The organism is Cohnella sp. AR92 (assembly GCF_003990975.1).
Classification (GTDB): domain Bacteria; phylum Bacillota; class Bacilli; order Paenibacillales; family Paenibacillaceae; genus Cohnella.
Genome location: NZ_RZJR01000011.1, coordinates 137,472 through 154,477, shown reverse-complemented (window position 1 = coordinate 154,477; position 17,006 = coordinate 137,472). Strand labels below are relative to the sequence as shown.

The following is a 17,006-nucleotide window of genomic DNA, read 5'->3' as shown; positions in this document are numbered from 1 at the left end:
TTTGTTAGGCTTTTATTCGAATCTCGTTGCCGGTGCCTTGCTCCGCGAATGGCCTGCCGAACTCGGTGAAAATGAACTCGATTCCTTCGAGGTTATCGGGCAAAGGAGGAGAAATCACGTAATTGTAATGCCCGCTCCCCGCTCCGCTGCCTCCCGTATCGAATCGGCAGTCGTAGGGTTCGCCGATCGTCAGCTCGTAATGCTGCCTTTTTCTCGAAGCTATCATTGGTTCTTCGCCGTCGTTCACATCCCAATCGATATACAAAGTAACGACGCTTGCGTTGCGATATTGACGGACGGACGTCAAAGTAAAATAAAACGATCCTTGCTCGCAGGATTTCAAGACGGGGATGTGCATGCGGAAGCCGGTCGGCTCCACCTGAGGCTTGAAGAACGATTCGTTCCTCAACATCCCGAACATGCTGTTCAGGAAGTCCTCGTACAGATTGTTCTCGGCTGCCCATCTTGCGATAGCTTCCGACGGTGGAAAGCCCGGGTTGCCGTTAGAGAGCTCCTTGCGCTGCTTCAGCAGCCTGCAGAGCTGCTCGTCGATCGCGTGGAGACGCTCCTCGTAATGGTCCGTCGGACGTACGAACGGCGTTCTCTTCATCTTGATCCTTACCCCCTCGTCGCGCTTGGCGATGTCATTGCCGGTCCAAGCATAAGAACGCCCGCTTCCGCGATAACGAAAGGGGCGTTGCTTCGTCACATTTCTTCTTCCAGCATGCCGATCCACTCGTTATACTCGCTCTGGAGCTTCGAGTATTCCTCGAGCAGCGCTTCATGCTCCCTGCGGATGGATTGCAGCTCGGCGCTCAACCGTTCGATCTCCTCGCCGCCGCTGTTCGCCGACTCCTCGGCAGCTTCCGCCAAACGAAGGGCAAGCTCCTCGTCGAGCCGGGAACGCAGCGCCTCAAGCTCTTCCTGATGCCGGTCGCGCAGCTGGGCCAGGGCCAAAGCATTCTCCGCTTGGAGCTGCTCCAGCTCCGCAGCCCGCTGGCCTTCGAGCGATTCGACGGCGGCCGCTTGCGCTCTCGCGATCTCGAGCTCGCGCTCCGCATGAACCGCCGCTTCCTTCTGGCGATCCAGTTCGAGCAGCAGCTCCTCGATCTGGCTCTCCAGCTCTGGAAGCTGGGCGGCCAGGCCAAGAGCCGATCTCCGCGCTTCCTGCTCCTGTCGGAGCTGTTCGGCGAGCAGCGCCTCTTTCTCCTCGAGCAACCGCTCGGCCGCTTGCCGTCCGGCAACCGCAGCGTCCAGGCCCGCTTCTTGTTCGTCCAGCTTGCGTCTCAGCTCGTGAAGCTTCGCTTCAAGGGCTTGGCGCTGCTCTTGCGCGCCCTGCTCCTGAACCGCGATCTCGTCGAACAGTCCATTCATCTCGGCCAACTGCTTCTCAGCGGCCTCGCGTGCCGCGCGCTCCTCCAGAAGGCGCGACTCGCGCTCCCGGAGAGCCTGCTCTGTCTCTTCGGCCAGCTGCTGAAGCTCCACGCTCCGGAATTCCAGCTTCTCGACGGACAGCTGCCATTCGTCCCGTTCCGCGAGCCGAGTCTGCGTAAGCGCCTCGACGGCGGCTTGATGCTCCGAACGAAGAGCATGCAAGACGGACTCTTGCTGTTCTAGCTGCTCGTACAAAGCCGCTTCCTGTTCGGCTTGGAGGGATGCGATCCGCTCTTCCAGCTCTCGGCGGGACTCTTCTTCGGCTCGAAGATGGGCTCGCTTCAACGCCTCGAGCTCTTCAAGCCGCTGCAGCTCCAGAAGCTCCAGCGCGTCCGCGTGCTCCCGGCGCGTCTTCTCCAGCAGCGCCGAGTATTCCGTCAGCAGCGCTTCCGCGCGAGCGCTTAGGATCGTGCGTTCCTCGTCCAGCTTGGTCTCGTATTCGGCGGAGAGATCCGCGAGCTTCTTCTCCATCTCTTCGCGGGCCGTTTGAAGAGCGGCTTCCTTCTCGGCGCGGACAACGCGAAGAGCCTCTTCTTTCTCGGCGCGGAATGCTTGCAGAGAAGCGTCCTGCTCGGCGTTAGCCGCCTCCAGTGCCGCTTCCTTCTCGGCTCGGACAGCCTCCAACTCAGCTTGAAGCGACTCCAATTCGGCCTGTACCGACTCCAGCTCGACTTGAACGTTCAAGATCGCTTCTTCCTTCTCCGCGTGAGAGGCTCGAACGGCGGCTTCCTTCTCGGCATGCGCCGACTGAACGGCTGCATTCTTCTCCGCTTGAGCCGCTTGAATCGCCGCTTCTTTCTCGGCATGCGCCGCCTTTATCGCTTCTTCCTTCTCCGCTTGAATCGAGCTCAGCGCGGCAGCCTTCTCTGCGAGAGCGGATCGAATGGCTTCTTCCTTCTCGGCATGCGCCGAATGAACGGCTGCATCCTTCTCGGCTTGAACTGCCTTGATAGCTTCTTCCTTGTCGGCGAGAACAGCCTGCAGAGAAGCTTCTTTCTCGGCAAGCGCCGCTTCCAGGTCGGACCGAAGCTGCAGCAGCGCGGCTTCATGAGAAGTCTGAAGCTCTTGCAGCTTAGACTCGTACTCCGACCTCGCCGCGTTCAGCTCTTCCTCGCGGGAAGAGGTCAGCAGATGCACGAAGTCGTCATGCTCGGAGATAAGAGCCGAGACCTCCTGCTCGTGAGCCTTGGCCAATTCGGCCAGCTTCGCGTCCGAGGCGGCAGCGATCGCTTTCCGCTCCGCTTCATGCGCTTCTCTCGCCTGCTCCATCTCGAACTGAAGCTCCTCAACTTGCCGACGGTAATCCGTTTCCGATTGCTGAAGCTTATTCTTCAGTTCGCTAGCTTCGGACAAGCTCTGCGACAGCTCGGTCCGAACCGCCTCCAGCTTGCCCTCCAGCTCCGTTCGAACGCTCGACAGCTCGCTTTCCAGCTCCGCGCGAACGCTCGACAGCTCGTTCTCCGCAACGATCAGCAGCTCTTCTTGCTCCTTCTGCGCCTGCTCGCTGAGCTCCCGCACGGCGAGCTCAGCCTTCTCGCGAAGCTGCTTCTGCTTCAATTCGCTTTCTTCCCGAAGCTGCTGCATGCGCTGCTCGGCCTTCTCGCGCAGCTCGGCAATCTCCGCCTCGTAAGCCAGCTTCGCTTGCTCGAGCCGCGCTTCCTTGTCGGCTCGCTCTTCTTCCAGCAGCTCGTTGTATTCCAAAGTAAGCGACGCGTTCTCGGCCTCCAGCTTCTCCAATCCGGCGGCGCTTTGCCTGCGGATTGCTTCCAGCTCGGCCGCATGACGCTCCGCGGCCTTCCTCAGGCTCTCCTCGGCCTGCATCTTCTCCGTATCCAGCGCGATCCGATTGGCTTCGGCGAGCGCTTCCAGCTCTTGCTCGCCAAGCAGCTTGATGGCCGCCAGTTCGGCGTTCATCCGGTTCAGCTCGCCGGTCAGCCGAATTCTCTCGGCTTCTTCGCGCAGCAGACGTTCGTTCTCCCTGCGAAGCCGCAGCAGCTCGTCCGTAATATTGACGGAAGCCAACACGCCGAGCTTGGACAGGTCCAGGCGCGGCGAGCCGTTGGCGATCTGCAGCATCTTCTCGTTCACCAGCGAGGCGACACGGCGCATGTGATCCGGGTTAGAGTGGCCCGAGAGCGTATATTCCGTCCCATATATGTCAACCGTTACGCGAGCACGATCATCAGCATTCACGGCTTGTTCCTCCCAGTCTATATAAGAAAAATCGCAGCGAATCGACCACGCGCAGCTTGCGATCCGCGAAAATCGGAACGCTCCATCGCTTGCGTCATGATGTATTCGCTGCGGTTCAGAAAGTTTCCTGCTTATTTTCTAAGTTCGGCTCCGAAAGATTGTTCCAATTTTGTCAATACGCGGTTGTGGGCTTCCGTGACTTCTTCGTCCGTCAGCGTCCGCTCCGGATGACGGTAAACCGTCGAGAGAGCGACGCTCTTCTTATCGGCGCCAAGACGCTCGCCGGTGTACACGTCGAACACTTCGGCTGACTCGAGCAGTTCTCCGGCCGCTTCCTTGATCGCCGCCACCAACGCTCCTCCCGCAACCTCGGTGCCGACGACGACGGCCAAATCGCGCGCAACCGACGGATAACGCGGAAGCGTGCGGTACTTGATCGTTGCGTCGACCGCTTCATAGAGCTCGGCCAGTTCAAGCTCGGCTACGAACGTATCTCCGAGATCGAACTCGCGCTGCAGGTCCGGATGAAGCTGGCCGACGTAGCCGATGGAACGGGAGCCGTTCGCCAGCTCCAACGTCAGCTCGGCGGTGCGTCCCGGATGGAAGTTCTCCGGCTGCGCTGCCTTGTAAGAGATCCGATCCGTCAGTCCGAACCGTTCGAAGAGCAGGTCCAGAATGCCCTTCGCATCGTAGAAGTCGGCTTTCACGGCGGCGCGGTTCCAAGCGGAAGCCGCGCGGTTGCCGGTAAGCAGCAGGGCGAGACGGGTCTTCTCGCTCGGAAGCTTCGTCAGCGTCGTCTCCGCGGAATGGAACACGTTCGCGATCTCGAAGAGCGCGACATCGTTCGTCTTGCGGGCTTGGTTGTAGGCCGCCGCCTCCAGCAAGCTTGGCAGCAGCACCGTGCGAAGCACGCTGCGCTCCTCGCTCATCGGCATGGCGAGCGGGATCGGCTTCGCGCCTTCCAGGCTTCCGTTCAGGTTAGGGAACAACGCGGCTCTCGCCGGCGAAACGACGTTGTAGCAGATCGCTTCGTACACGCCTGCGCTCGAGAGCAGCTTGCGCAGTTCTCTGCGGATCGTCTGCGACTTCGTCAGCGCGCCGATCGTCGTCGGCCCTTCGATCAGTGTCGTCGGAATCTCGTCGTAGCCGTGCAGGCGGGCGACTTCCTCGATCAGATCGACGTCATGGTTAAAGCCGTTGCGTCGGGACGGCACGGTGACCTGCCATTCCTCGTCCGCCGTCTTCACCGTGTGGAACCCAAGGCGGGACCAGATCGTCTCCACTTCGGACAACGAAATCTCGGTTCCGAGGAACTTGTTGATCCGTTCGAGGCCGATCTTCAGGACGACGGGCTCGACATTAGCGGCACCCGCTTCGACGACGCCGTCCAGCACTTCTCCTCCGGCATATTTCGCCATCAGAACGGCGGCGCGGTCCAGCGCTTCCAGCACCCGACCCGGATCGACTTCCTTCTCGAACCGTGCCGAAGCTTCGGAGCGAAGCCCAAGCTGTCTCGACGTGCGGCGTACCGAACCTCCGTCGAATCGAGCGGATTCGAGGATAATGTCGACCGTGTCGTCCGTCACTTCGGAGTTCAGGCCGCCCATGACGCCCGCAAGCGCGATCGGCTTCTCCGCATCCGTGATCAGCAGCATGTGCGGCTCCAGATTGCGTTCCTTGCCGTCCAACGTCACCAGAATCTCGCCTTCGCGAGCCGGGCGGACATGGATGGCGCCTCCTGCTACTTTGGCCGCGTCGAACGCATGAAGAGGTTGACCGTATTCGAGCATGACGTAGTTCGTGATGTCGACGATGTTGCTGATCGGGCGAACGCCGGCGGCGATCAAACGGTTCTGCATCCATAACGGTGAAGGGCCGATCTTGACGCCGCGGATATAGCGAGCCGAATAATGCGCGCACAGCTCCGGATTGCCGATCGACACCTTCAAGCGATCCGCGGCCCATTCGCCGGAGGAGACAAGCTCCATCGCCGGATTCGGCAGCGTCAGCGGACGGCCGGTCAGAGCGGACGTCTCGTAAGCGACGCCTAGCATGCTGAGGCAATCGGAACGGTTGGGGGTCAGGTCCAGCTCCAGGATGGAATCGTCCAGCGCGAGGACCTCCAGAATGTCGCGTCCGATCTCCGTATCCGCCGGCAGAATGTAGAGGCCTTCCTGCTGCTCCTTCGGCAGCAGCTTGTCGTTGATGCCAAGCTCCTTCGCCGAGCAGAGCATCCCTTGGGATTCCACGCCTCTCAGCTTCGCACGCTTGATCTTGAAGCCTCCAGGAAGCTCAGCGCCGATGATCGCGACCGGAACCTTCAGGCCTGCCGCCACGTTCGGCGCGCCGCAGACGATCTGCAGGTCTTCGCCGGTGCCGGCGTCAACGGTACAGACGCTCAGCTTATCGGCGTCCGGGTGCTTCTCCTTCGTCTTCACGAGGCCGGCCACGACTTGCGTGACGCCCAGGTTGCGGGAAGGAACCGAGTCGATCTCGATGCCTCCGCGCGTCATCATCTCGGCGAGCTTAGCCGGTTCGATCCCGCTGAGATCGATATAATCTTGCAGCCATTTATATGATACGTTCATGATGGATGGTCGTCTCCTTTCCCGTTACATTCGAGCGAACTGCCCGAGGAATCTAATATCGTTGTTATAGAAATGGCGAATATCGTCGATGTCGTACTTCAGAAGCGCGATCCGCTCGACGCCCATGCCGAACGCGAAGCCGGTCACTTCCTTCGGATCGTAGCCGCCGTATTCCAGCACCTTCGGATGCACCATGCCGCAGCCGAGAATCTCGATCCAGCCGGTGTGCTTGCACATTCTGCAGCCGTGTCCGCCGCATTGCGCGCAGGTCACGTCGACCTCGGCGCTCGGCTCGGTGAACGGGAAGAAGCTCGGACGCAGGCGGATCTGCGTCTCCGGACCGTACATCGCTTGAACGAACTGCAGCAGAGTTCCCTTCAGGTCGCTCATGCGGATGTTCGGGCCGACGACGATGCCCTCGATCTGATGGAACATGAACGAGTGCGTCGCGTCGTCGTCGTCGCGGCGATAAACCTTGCCCGGGCAGATGACCTTCAGCGGGGTTTGGCCGTTCGCGGCGCGCATCGCGCGGATCTGAACCGGCGACGTATGCGTGCGAAGCAGAATGTCGTCCGTCAGATAGAAGGAATCCTGCATGTCGCGGGCCGGATGGTTCTTAGGCAGGTTCAGCGCTTCGAAGTTGTAGAAGTCGGTCTCGACCTCCGGACCTTCCGCCACCTGATACCCCATCCCGATGAAAATATCCTCGATCTCCTGGGTCACCTTCGTCAGAGGATGAATAAGCCCTTCGCTGGGCTTCTTGCCGGGCAGCGTGACGTCGATCGTCTCCGAACGCAGACGGCGGGCCGTCTCCTCGCGGTCGAACGCCTCCTGCTTCTCGGCGATAACGGCCTCGATAGCCGCGCGAACGTCGTTCGCCACCTGGCCGATCAACGGACGCTCCTCCGCGCTTAACGCTCCCATTCCGCGCAGAATCTCCGTCAACTGGCCTTTTTTGCCCAGATAATGAACCTTAAGCTCATTCAATTGATTCGGATCGCTAACTTCCTTCAGCCGCTCAAGCGCTTCGCCGCGCAGCCCTTCCAGACGTTCCTTCATCTTGCTCGCTCCTTCTCGTCAGAAATAAAAAAGGCCCTTCTCCCCCTAGAAAGGGACGAAGGACCGTGTTACCACCCTTGTTGGATCGTCCACACCGCCGCTAAGCGCACGAACGGAGACGATCCCACTCTTACGGCGTAACGGGCCGCTGCCGGTATCCTCTAGTGCCGCGTCTCCTGTACGGGATCGCGCGGGTTCAAGGCACTGCTCCGGAGTGAATTTGGGCAGCCTGATTTCTTAGGAACGCTTCCAGTCTCCGGCGTTCCCTCCCTGTTAAGAAGGCGCTGCTTACTTGTCTCCATCAAAGCATTTGAATGAATGTTAGCTTATATTATAGGGGAACGGCTGTGCGATCGCAAGTGCGGCAGACGCCGCCGGGAACTTGAATGGAATTGTCGGAAAAGAAATCGGGAGATTCTCGGCGGATAAGAGGTTTATCGGGTGTTTAAGAGGTGCGCCTGGTGCAACAAATCCTCGTAAACTCCTCGCCTGCCGCTCAGTTGATGTACCTGATGCAACAGCTGAACTGTTCTCGTTATCCTGCCGGTTAGGGCGCATGTGGTAAGTTTTTTACTCATTGACAAATAAATATTTTTGTGTTATAATAAAATATTTACTTATTTACATGTAATATATTCTTCGATAAGATGTTCACACAGACCCCGGCCGGGTTCCTTTATTATAAGGAGTGTGAATCCCTTTTGCTAATCGACCAAGGAATCGCCCTGCTCCCGATCAGCGCTCCGGTGCTCGGACGCATGGATACCGTCTACCCCGTCGTCCTCTGGGACGAGCATAATGCCGTGCTCGTGGATACCGGCTATCCCGGTCAGTTGAGCCAGCTGCGCGACGCGCTGGAATCCGTCGGAGTACCGCACGACAAGATAACCCGAATCCTGGTCACCCATCAAGATATCGACCATATCGGCAACTTGCAAGCTTGGATGGAGGGCTCCCAAGTTCCGATCGAGGTTGCCTCTCACGCGCTGGAGAAGCCTTACATCGAAGGAGAGCGAAGGCTGCTCAAGTTCACGGACGAAGCGATAGCCAGCATCGATCGCATGCCCGAGAGCGTGCCGGAAGCTTTCCGGAACGGGCTGAAGAGGCTTATGCTTCATCCTCCGAAGGCGCCGGTCAAGCGCGTCGTTGCCGGAGGCGAGCGCCTCCCCTGGTGCGGCGGCCTTGTCGCGATCGACACTCCGGGGCACACGCCCGGCCATATCAGCCTTTATCACGAGCCTTCGCGCACGCTCCTCGCCGGAGACGCGCTCGTCGTGTTGGACGGCCGTCTTCAAGGGCCGGATCCGGCAACGACTCTCGACCTGGAAATGGCTCATGCGTCGATCGCCCGTTTCGCAAGCTTCCCGATCGAGAGAGTCGTTTGTTACCACGGAGGTCTCTTCCGGGATAACGTGATGGAGCGGTTAGCCCAGCTGGGATCCGCATGATGACTATCTTGCAATGATTTAGGCTAAGCACTATCCATTCCAAAATAAGCGCGAAAATGCACTTGTTTTTCATTAAAAATCGAATTTCAACGAAACTAAGTGCATGAATACCCTTGTTTTCTAATATTACCTGAATAAGGACGAAATTAAGTGCATTTTCGCGCTTAGTCCCCGTTCCCACAGGGCTCACGGTGCCCACAGAACTCACAGTTCTCCAGAGCTTACAGTCCCTGCAGCGATACTCGAACACTTGTAACATGCCCCAATACTAAGCTAAAAGGAAAAAGCCGACCCCAGCGTCCATCGACGCGGGATCGGCTTTTTCCATTATCCTTATGCCTTGCGGCGGCGAGTCAGCGCGACGATCAGCGCGAGAGCGCCCAGCACGACGCCTGCGATTCCAAGGCCCAAGGCCAGGCCGTTATTGTCGTCGGATTGTTCTCCAGATTCGGCCGCGCCCGTTCCATGACCATGGTCGTCTCCCTCGACCTTAGGCGTGACGGCCGTTACGGAAGCCGGCTTATCCGCGTCAGCCGCGCCGATCCAATCGACCGTGCTGCCATCGGACATGATCTGATGGGACTTCCAGTTCAGCTCGGTCGCGTCGTCCGCTACCTTGCCCTGGAAGTTGAACTGCGCGAATTCCGTACCCTTCAGGCCGACTCCGTCGGCTGCCGTCCAGGTGAAGGAAGTGATCTTGCCGTCGGCGTTCTTCTCCGCTTCGTAGGTCCAGCCCGCCTTCGGCTCGAAGCGCGAGATGTCGACCGCGTCGGGAACTTCAACCTTAACTTGCGTCGTTGTCAGCGTGTCCGATTCCGTCGGCACGCGAAGCGTGAACACTTGGTACGAGCCCGCCGCGACCGAACCCGGCTGCACGGTAACGTGAGCGCTCGCGATGGACGCGAAGCTCACCGTCAGGAATAACGCAAGCAGGATGGATATGCTTTTTTTCATTCTAACCTCAACCTCTCTAGGATCCCTATGGGACTTCTCGGATAATCCTAGTATAGTACCGCCCGCTTGGACGGACATGACTAGAAAGGGCTATTCGAGTCACGAATTTATGTTTTTCCTCCGAAATCTTCCCGCGGGTCAACCAAGCCGCGCTCGTAGGCATACCTCGTCAGCTGAACGCGGTTATCGAGATGCAGCTTCTGCAGGATGTTCTTCAGATGATTCTTCACCGTATGCTCCGACAGGTTAAGAACCAAGGCAACCTCCCGGTTCTTCTGCCCTCGCGCCACCTCTTGGAGAATCTCCTTCTCCCGGGGGGTCAGTTCTTCCCGGTATTCGTCCTCTTGCGAATGACGATCCTGCGGCTGCGAAGAGGCAAACGTCTCTCTGCCGTTCCATGAAGCGGAATTCCGCTCCGGCCTGGCAGCGAATTCTCTCAGGATCGACAGGGCAAGCTCGGGATTAAGCGGCGCCTCGTCATACGCGATCGCTCGCAGATACTCTCTCCAGGATGACGGATTGAGGTTCTTCAGCAGGAACCCCTGCGCCCCCTTCTTCAGCGCTTCGAACAGATGAGCCGGGTCGTCGGACACGGTGACCATGACGATCTTGACGGACGGATGAGCTCCCTTGATGGCCTTGGCCGCTTCCAGCCCGCCGATTCCCGGCATCTGGATATCCATCAGCACGATGTCCGGAGCCGCCGTCTTCATAAGCGATAACGCCTCCTCGCCGCTTGCCGCTTCTCCTGCAACGACGAATTCGCCTTCCTCGGATACGATCTCTCTCATCCCCTGCCGCGCGTACTTGTTATCGTCGACGATAAGAATTCGGAACGTCTCGCTCATGCCGCAGCACCCGCCTTCCTCAGTTCCACCACGGTCCTCGCTCCTCTTCTCTCCGCCGTGAAGCTCCAGCCCATTTTGCCCGCTCGCTCCCGTATCATCTTGAGACCGAACCGGTCCTTCGCCTGCATGGGATCACCGTTGAACCCAACCCCGTCATCTTCGACCGAGCATCGGAAGCCGCCGCCCTGTTCCGTCTCGCCGACGACGAGCACCTCGCTGGCCCGGGCATGCTTGCGCACGTTGATGAGCGCTTCGCGGAGGCAGGCATGCAGCTCCACCTTCTCCTTATCGGTCAAGCTGGATTCGGGGATGTTCCAGCGGAACTCCGCCTTCGCTTCGATTACTCCCGCCGTATCGCCTAGCAGCTCGCGCAGCGGAACGACCCAAGCGTCTCCCGCCGGAGAAGGCGGCTGCTGCAGATTCGCGATCGCTTGCCTAACGTCGTCATGTACGCTTCGGATCGTCTCGCGAAGCTGTCCCGCGAGCTCCCGAACCGGCTCCTCCTTCGCTACCCGATCCAACTGGTCGAGCTTGACGGCGAGCAGGAACAGAGACTGGGCGATCCCGTCATGAAGCTCCCTGGCCAGACTTTCCCGCTCCTCGAGCGCGGCCGTGGCGGACTGCTGCCGGCGCAGTGCCCGCTGCGACTGCTCCAGCCTCCGGAACAACCCGAGAACGAGCGTAAGCGTGACGGCGAGCACAATGAAGGGAGCCAGGAAATTTCCCAGCTCCATCGATAGGTACGGCAGCAGGAACGCATGCCGGATATATTCCCATAAGCCGATCGTCAACGTCGGGATCAGCAGGATGAGCCATTTGATTCTCTGGTCGCTCATTGAGACCACGCTCCTTGCCCGTTCAATAGATGCGGAAGGTCGTGCTTCTGACCAGCTCGTTATCCTCCGACGTCGTGACGCGAATCTGGGCTTCCCACTTGCCCGCGAACGGCAGGTACGGCCCTTCCGCCTCGAAGGTCGCTTTGACGAAGCCCGGGAAATCGTCCAGTTCGCTGTCCTCGTAAGCTTGAAGGGGAACGTCGATGTAAGCGACATCCTTCCGGTCGACCGGCTGCAAGCGAAGCACCGTCGCCTTCGGCTGGCCCAGATTCTCCGGCAGCCAGACCTTGAGCTGAACCGAATTGTCTCCCGGCGCGTTCGGCGAGATCCGCAGCGTCACGTGCATGTCCTCTCCCATGTCATGATAATGGAGAGATTCATTCGCCGGCAGCGGGTTCTGATAGGTCAGAATGCCGACGACGACGAGGATCGCCGAGAGCAGGCCGATATCCGACAACAGCAGGCTTTTCTGCGGGAGGTTCCCTTTGCGCAGCCTCAAACGAATGAAGAAGGCGACCACGACGACAAGCAGGGAGATCGCCGCTTTGACGATCAGCCACGTGCCCCAATTCGTGTAGAGGATGTACTTCCACGACGGCAGAAAATGCAGGGTGCTCAGCACACCGGTCAGCCACAGAACGAGGAAAGAGAGCAGCGCCCACTTCGAGAACAGCAGAGCGAACCGCCCCGCTTCCGGTCGCTCCTTGCGCCAGACGAGCAGGAGCAGCACGAGTCCGCCGGTCCATAGGGAAGCCGCCAACAGGTGGGCATAATCCAGGACGATCGAGTAGCTGAGCGGATCGAACGCGGCGGCGTGGCCGTTCCAGGCTTCCACGAAGAGCGCGACCGCTACCCAGAACAAGCGGCCCGGAGCGGTTAGGCTAGTCACCAGAGGCGCGGCCAGGGCCAGAAGCAGCCCAGCCGAGTACAGCTGGCCGACCGTCGTCTCCGACAGGACCCTCCACCATTCCGATAACGGTTCGCCTTGCGTCAGGTTGTTCAAGCTTAAGACCACGTAGACTAAAGTCGCGCACAGGACGAACTTGCCGCCGAAGCGCGTCACGGACTCGCGAACGTCCCGGACAACGGGCGATGCGGAACGCTGCAGGCTCCAGAGCAGGAGACCGGCCAAGCCCAGCAAGCCCGCATAGTAAGCGATCCTCGCCGCATAGAGCAGGAAGTCCAGAATCGTCAGATTCCCCGAGCCTCCGTGGTTATGGGCATGTCCGACTTGGGCATGCGGGTCCAGGCTGCTCGAATCCGGGAGCGGCGGCGGGTTGCCCACCGTGAACACGTAAGCTCCGGATACCGGATGGCCGTCCGCCGAGATGACGTCGTAGCTGACGGTGTAATGATCTTCCTTCAAGGCGGGCAGCTTCAGCCGGATCCCCTTGCCTTCCGAGAATCTCTCCGCTTTGCCGTCCGCGACGGTCTCCGAAGAACTGTTCAAGACAATGATTTTCGGCTTTGAAGAGGCATCCAGCCTTTCGTTGAACAGCAGTTCTACGAAGCTCGGGCTAGTCCCCAGCTTCTCGTCCTGCGCCGGCGTCGCTTTCTCCAGCACGGCATGGGCGGATGCCCTCCCCGGAATCAGGCTGATGATCAGAAGCGCGGCGAAAAACGCGAAGCAAATTCTCTTAAGCGCTCTATTCAATGGGGAATAAGATGACTTTCTATGATGGACTCCAATGGCAAACACGACACTGCCCCCTCCTACGAACACTCTTAACTAACTAATCGTAACGAAAAGTCGACTGTTGTTCAACTGGCCGAAAGACACAGGCAGCGTTCGACGACCTGCAGAGCGGCAAGGGCGAAGTCCATGGCCGAAGTCGCTATAGCTTCTAGCTATATCCAGATATAACTTTTTGGGATTATCGATAAGAGTTTTCGGCGTGGTAAGCTCATCTCAAGAAAACGGCTCGGCCGCGTTCGAGTCGTTGAACAGGACAAGAGGAAAGGTGTGGGAAGCGATGGCAACGGTAAAAACAGCAGGTCTCGGCTACCCCCGAATCGGGGAAAAGCGCGAATGGAAGCTCCTGCTCGAAAGCTATTGGAGCGGCAAGACGGAGCGCGAAGAGTTCCTAAATCAGATGAAGGAGCTCCGCATTCGCCGGCTTCGGCGGCTGCAAGCAAGCGGGATCGACTACGTTCCGGTCGGCGACTTCACTCTATACGACAGCATGCTCGATCATTCGACCGCGTTCGGCCTTATCCCGGAGCGCTTCGCGAGCCTCCCTTCGAGAGATGCCCTGGATGTCTACTTCGCGATGGCGCGAGGCGCGACGGGCGCTCCCGCAAGCGAGATGACCAAGTGGTTCGATACGAACTATCATTATCTCGTCCCGGAATGGACCGCGAAGAGCGCGCCCTCACTGGTCCGTAATCCTTGGCTCGAAGCGTTCAGCGAAGCGAAGCAGGAGCTCGGCATCGTCGGTCGTCCGGTTCTGATCGGCCCTTACACGTTCGTGCGCTTGTCGAAGGGAATCGCTCCCGGCGAGCTCCAAGGCAAGTTGAAGTCGCTACTTCCGGCTTACATCCAAGCGATTACGGAGCTGACGAATGCGGGAGCGGAGTGGATCCAGATCGACGAGCCTTCCCTGGTCACCGACGTTCCGGAGGAGCATGCCGAATGGCTTCAATCGGTATACGGGCAGCTTAAGGCTTCCGTTCCGGCCGCCAAGCTTCTGGTTCAAACGTATTTCGGACCGGTTGCCCGCCTGGAGAAAATAAAGCTGCTGCCCGTAGACGGAATCGGACTGGACTTCGTGCGGGACGGCGGCGCGAACGCGGAGGTTATCGAGCGGACCGGCTGGCCGGCGGACAAGGTTCTTGGCGCCGGCGTCGTCGACGGAAGAGGAATCTGGCGCGTCGATCCCGACCTTGCCCTTGGCAAGCTGAATCGTTTGGCGGCCCGAACGGCGCCCGGCCGCCTGATCGTTCAGCCTTCCAGCAGCCTGCTCCACGTACCGGTCAGCTCGAGGCTCGAGACGTCCGGCGATGAAGTCGTCCGCCATGCCTTCGCTTTCGCGGACGAGAAACTGGAGGAGCTGGTCGCTCTGGCGAAGGACTTGGAGAACGGAACCAAGTCGCCTCGCTTGGAAGAGAACCGCCAAGCGCTCGCCGCGCTGCAGGCTCATCCCGCCCGCAACCGCGTCTCTTCCGTCGCTTCGGAATCCGTTCGCGCGCCCCGCGCTTCATTCGAAGAGCGCCGCGTCCTGCAGCAGAAGAAATTCAACCTGCCGCCGCTGCCGACGACGACGATCGGAAGCCTTCCGCAGACGGCCGATATCCGCCGCGCCCGCGTCGAATGGCGCAAGGGCCATATCGACCAAGCGAAATATGAAGAGATTCTTCGCGAGAAGACCGCTCTATGGATCCGCCGGCAGGAAGAGCTGAACATCGACGTTCTCGTTCACGGCGAATTCGAACGCACCGACATGGTCGAGCATTTCGGCCATCTGCTGGACGGCTATCACTTCACCGGCAACGGTTGGGTGCAATCATACGGTTCCCGCTGCGTGAAGCCTCCGGTCATCTACGGCGACGTCGTCGCCCGCGACGCCATGACTGTCGCCGACACCTTGTACGCCCAATCCTTGACCTCCCGTCCGGTTAAGGGCATGTTGACCGGCCCGATCACGATGCTCGCCTGGTCGTTCAGCCGCGATGACCTGTCGAAGGCGGAGATCGCCTTCCAGATCGCACGAGCCCTCAACGTAGAAGTGCTCCGCCTCGAAGAAGCCGGAATCGGCATGATCCAGGTCGACGAGCCTGCGCTTCGCGAGATCGCTCCGCTTCGCCGCGGCGAATGGAAGGAGTACCTGGACTGGGCGGTCGGCGCGTTCCGCGAGAGCGTCGGCGGCGTGAAGAACGAGACGCAGATTCATACGCATATGTGCTACTGCGACTTCCACGAGATTCTTCCGGCTATCGAAGCGATGGACGCCGACGTCATCTCGCTGGAGACGTCCCGCAGCCACGGCGCCCTCGTCGAAGCTCTTCGCGAAGAGCCTTACGCCAACGGCATCGGTCTCGGCGTTTACGACATCCACAGCCCGGTCGTCCCGGACACGCAGGAGATGCTGGGCGTTATCCGTTCCGCGCTCTCCGTCGTTCCGTCCGACCGTCTCTGGGTCAATCCGGACTGCGGCCTCAAAACCCGCGGCGAGACCGAAGCGCTGGCCGCGCTCCGAAACATGACGGAAGCCGCGGTGCTGGCCCGTCAAGAGCTGGCGGCCGGCAAGTAAGCCGTAAGCGAGAGCACCAGAGTCCATAGCTACCCAGGTGGTTCGCGTCCACCCAAGTAGGAGGGCTTGCGCAAGTACGCGCAAGCTATCGTCTCCTTGGCACATGGAAGATGCATTCTAGTGCAAGCTAGCGCCTCCAAGGCGCATAGAACTTCTGCCAATTGCGAGTTATTCCCGGCCCCTGCGAAGGGGCTTTTCTAGATGCCTTCATAACCAACTGACCCGTAAACGGAGCGTTTACGGGTCATCGAGAGTTGTTCGGCTGTCGGATTACAGCTCACGGCTTATTTCTCGCGGCTTACAGCTTATTGCTAACTGGTTAGAGCTTATCGCTCAGGGCATATGGCTTTCTGCTGCTCGACTTTCAAGTGCTCGGCTTTGCTCTCGGCTCTCGGCTCTCGGCTCTCGGCTCTCGGTGCTCGCTACTCGGCACATCGGCACATCGGCACATCGGCTCTCGGCTCTCGGCACTCGGTGCTCGCTGCTCGGCTTTCTACTCTCGGCTAACGGAAATTTCAGCCCCTTACACGACCAAAAAAGAACTGTTTAAATTCTTACGGAAATTAGCGACGCTTAGATTGTGTATTTGCCTCGAGGAGAGGGGTATTACTCATATAAGGGTCTGAAATTTCCCTTAAAATCCAAATGGCGCCATTCCGGGCTTCTAAGGGTCTCAAATTTCCGTTAGATAAGGCATGATCCATGCGGTCAGTCGAAGCTCGCGCTATGCTGATTATCGTACTCATCCTGCTTATCCTGCTTATCCCGCATATCCTGCTTATCCTGGTTATCGTACTCATCCTGCTTATCCGGCTTGTTCTACTTATTCTACTTGTCCTACTAATCCAGCTTGTCCACCATGTCCTGCTTATCCTTCTTCTTGTCCAGCTTGTCCACCATGTCCTGCATGCCCTGCTTGTTCGGCCACCAATCGGTTCCCGCATCCGGGTATCCTCTGGCGTTCGGCCAGGCATAAACCCAACCGGAGACTTCGGGCCGGTCGGCGTCCGAGATCCAGATCCTCTCGTAGTCGTTGAGCTCCTCAATTCCGTAGAACTCTTCGTAACGATCCGCGACGGCAAGCCCTTCCCGGGTGATCTCCACCCAAAGGCCGCGAACGAAGGCGCTCTCGTCCTTCGATCTCTCCCCGTATGCAGGAATCAAGACGCTCGCAGCCTCCGATCCCCCTCCGCACTCAGGAATCAAGATGTTCTTCTCCTTCGTATCCTCCCAACAAGCGGGAATCAAAGCGGGATAGCTCCCGGCATCGACGAGCTTGCCTCTCACCCGTCCCTCGTACGCGTCGGACACATAAGCCGAGATCATTCGGGAAGCCTGGAACTGCGGCAGCAGCGTTCCGTAAACGAACAGTCTCATGCGCTCGCCCGCCTCCATC

General features: G+C 59.2%; 11 protein-coding genes. 2 read left to right on the top strand and 9 right to left on the bottom strand.

Annotation, left to right across the window (positions count from 1 at the left end; translation table 11 throughout):
* Positions 1-4 precede the first annotated feature (4 nt).
* From ELR57_RS19280 to pheS, 4 genes are all read right to left on the bottom strand, one after another.
* Complete coding sequence (locus ELR57_RS19280) at positions 5-709, bottom strand: hypothetical protein (protein ID WP_238162607.1); 705 nt, start codon at positions 707-709, stop codon at positions 5-7.
* Positions 706-3,627: a cell division protein ZapA gene (gene zapA, locus ELR57_RS19275; RefSeq protein WP_126960715.1), complete on the bottom strand. Its 2,922-nt coding sequence runs from the start codon at positions 3,625-3,627 to the stop codon at positions 706-708. The genes ELR57_RS19280 and zapA overlap by 4 nt, the downstream gene beginning before the upstream one ends.
* Positions 3,628-3,758: 131 nt before the next feature.
* On the bottom strand, positions 3,759-6,215 hold the full coding sequence (gene pheT, locus ELR57_RS19270) for a phenylalanine--tRNA ligase subunit beta (RefSeq protein ID WP_126960714.1): 2,457 nt from the start codon (positions 6,213-6,215) through the stop codon (positions 3,759-3,761).
* A 24-nt stretch (positions 6,216-6,239) separates the two neighbouring features.
* Positions 6,240-7,274 carry a phenylalanine--tRNA ligase subunit alpha gene (gene pheS, locus ELR57_RS19265; protein ID WP_126960713.1) on the bottom strand — a complete coding sequence of 345 codons (1,035 nt, stop codon included), beginning with the start codon at positions 7,272-7,274 and terminating at the stop codon, positions 6,240-6,242.
* A 701-nt stretch (positions 7,275-7,975) separates the two neighbouring features.
* On the opposite strand from pheS, the gene ELR57_RS19260 reads away from it, so the two are divergent.
* Positions 7,976-8,722, top strand: coding sequence for an MBL fold metallo-hydrolase (locus ELR57_RS19260; protein ID WP_238162606.1), 747 nt, complete (start codon positions 7,976-7,978; stop codon positions 8,720-8,722).
* Between the two features lie 333 nt (positions 8,723-9,055).
* Here ELR57_RS19260 and ELR57_RS19255 read toward each other — a convergent pair whose 3' ends face one another.
* From ELR57_RS19255 to ELR57_RS19240, 4 genes are all read right to left on the bottom strand, one after another.
* Positions 9,056-9,676 (bottom strand): YcnI family copper-binding membrane protein, encoded by a 621-nt coding sequence (locus ELR57_RS19255; RefSeq protein WP_126960712.1) that lies wholly within the window; start codon positions 9,674-9,676, stop codon positions 9,056-9,058.
* A 107-nt stretch (positions 9,677-9,783) separates the two neighbouring features.
* The gene (locus tag ELR57_RS19250) at positions 9,784-10,524 is read right to left on the bottom strand and encodes a response regulator (RefSeq protein ID WP_126960711.1); all 741 of its coding nucleotides are present in this window, start codon (positions 10,522-10,524) and stop codon (positions 9,784-9,786) included.
* Complete coding sequence (locus ELR57_RS19245) at positions 10,521-11,360, bottom strand: sensor histidine kinase (protein WP_126960710.1); 840 nt, start codon at positions 11,358-11,360, stop codon at positions 10,521-10,523. Before ELR57_RS19245 ends, ELR57_RS19250 begins: the two co-directional genes overlap by 4 nt.
* Before the next feature lie 22 nt (positions 11,361-11,382).
* Positions 11,383-13,059 (bottom strand): copper resistance CopC/CopD family protein, encoded by a 1,677-nt coding sequence (locus ELR57_RS19240; RefSeq protein WP_158630078.1) that lies wholly within the window; start codon positions 13,057-13,059, stop codon positions 11,383-11,385.
* A 274-nt stretch (positions 13,060-13,333) separates the two neighbouring features.
* On the opposite strand from ELR57_RS19240, the gene metE reads away from it, so the two are divergent.
* A complete protein-coding gene (metE, locus tag ELR57_RS19235; protein WP_126960708.1) occupies positions 13,334-15,610 on the top strand; it encodes a 5-methyltetrahydropteroyltriglutamate--homocysteine S-methyltransferase in 2,277 nt (758 codons plus the stop codon).
* An 840-nt stretch (positions 15,611-16,450) separates the two neighbouring features.
* Here metE and ELR57_RS19230 read toward each other — a convergent pair.
* Entirely contained in the window at positions 16,451-16,987 is a 537-nt protein-coding gene (locus ELR57_RS19230) for a gamma-glutamylcyclotransferase family protein (protein ID WP_158630077.1), read from the bottom strand.
* Positions 16,988-17,006 lie beyond the last annotated feature (19 nt).

Bases quoted from the DNA above. Each gene is read 5' to 3' on its own strand.
- pheT (WP_126960714.1), bottom strand. From the start codon at position 6,215: ATGAACGTATCATATAAATGGCTGCAAGATTATATCGATCTCAGCGGG.
- ELR57_RS19255 (WP_126960712.1), bottom strand. From the start codon at position 9,676: ATGAAAAAAAGCATATCCATCCTGCTTGCGTTATTCCTGACGGTGAGC.
- metE (WP_126960708.1), top strand. From the start codon at position 13,334: ATGGCAACGGTAAAAACAGCAGGTCTCGGCTACCCCCGAATCGGGGAA.
- ELR57_RS19230 (WP_158630077.1), bottom strand. From the start codon at position 16,987: ATGAGACTGTTCGTTTACGGAACGCTGCTGCCGCAGTTCCAGGCTTCC.
- ELR57_RS19245 (WP_126960710.1), bottom strand. From the start codon at position 11,360: ATGAGCGACCAGAGAATCAAATGGCTCATCCTGCTGATCCCGACGTTG.
- pheS (WP_126960713.1), bottom strand. From the start codon at position 7,274: ATGAAGGAACGTCTGGAAGGGCTGCGCGGCGAAGCGCTTGAGCGGCTG.
- ELR57_RS19250 (WP_126960711.1), bottom strand. From the start codon at position 10,524: ATGAGCGAGACGTTCCGAATTCTTATCGTCGACGATAACAAGTACGCG.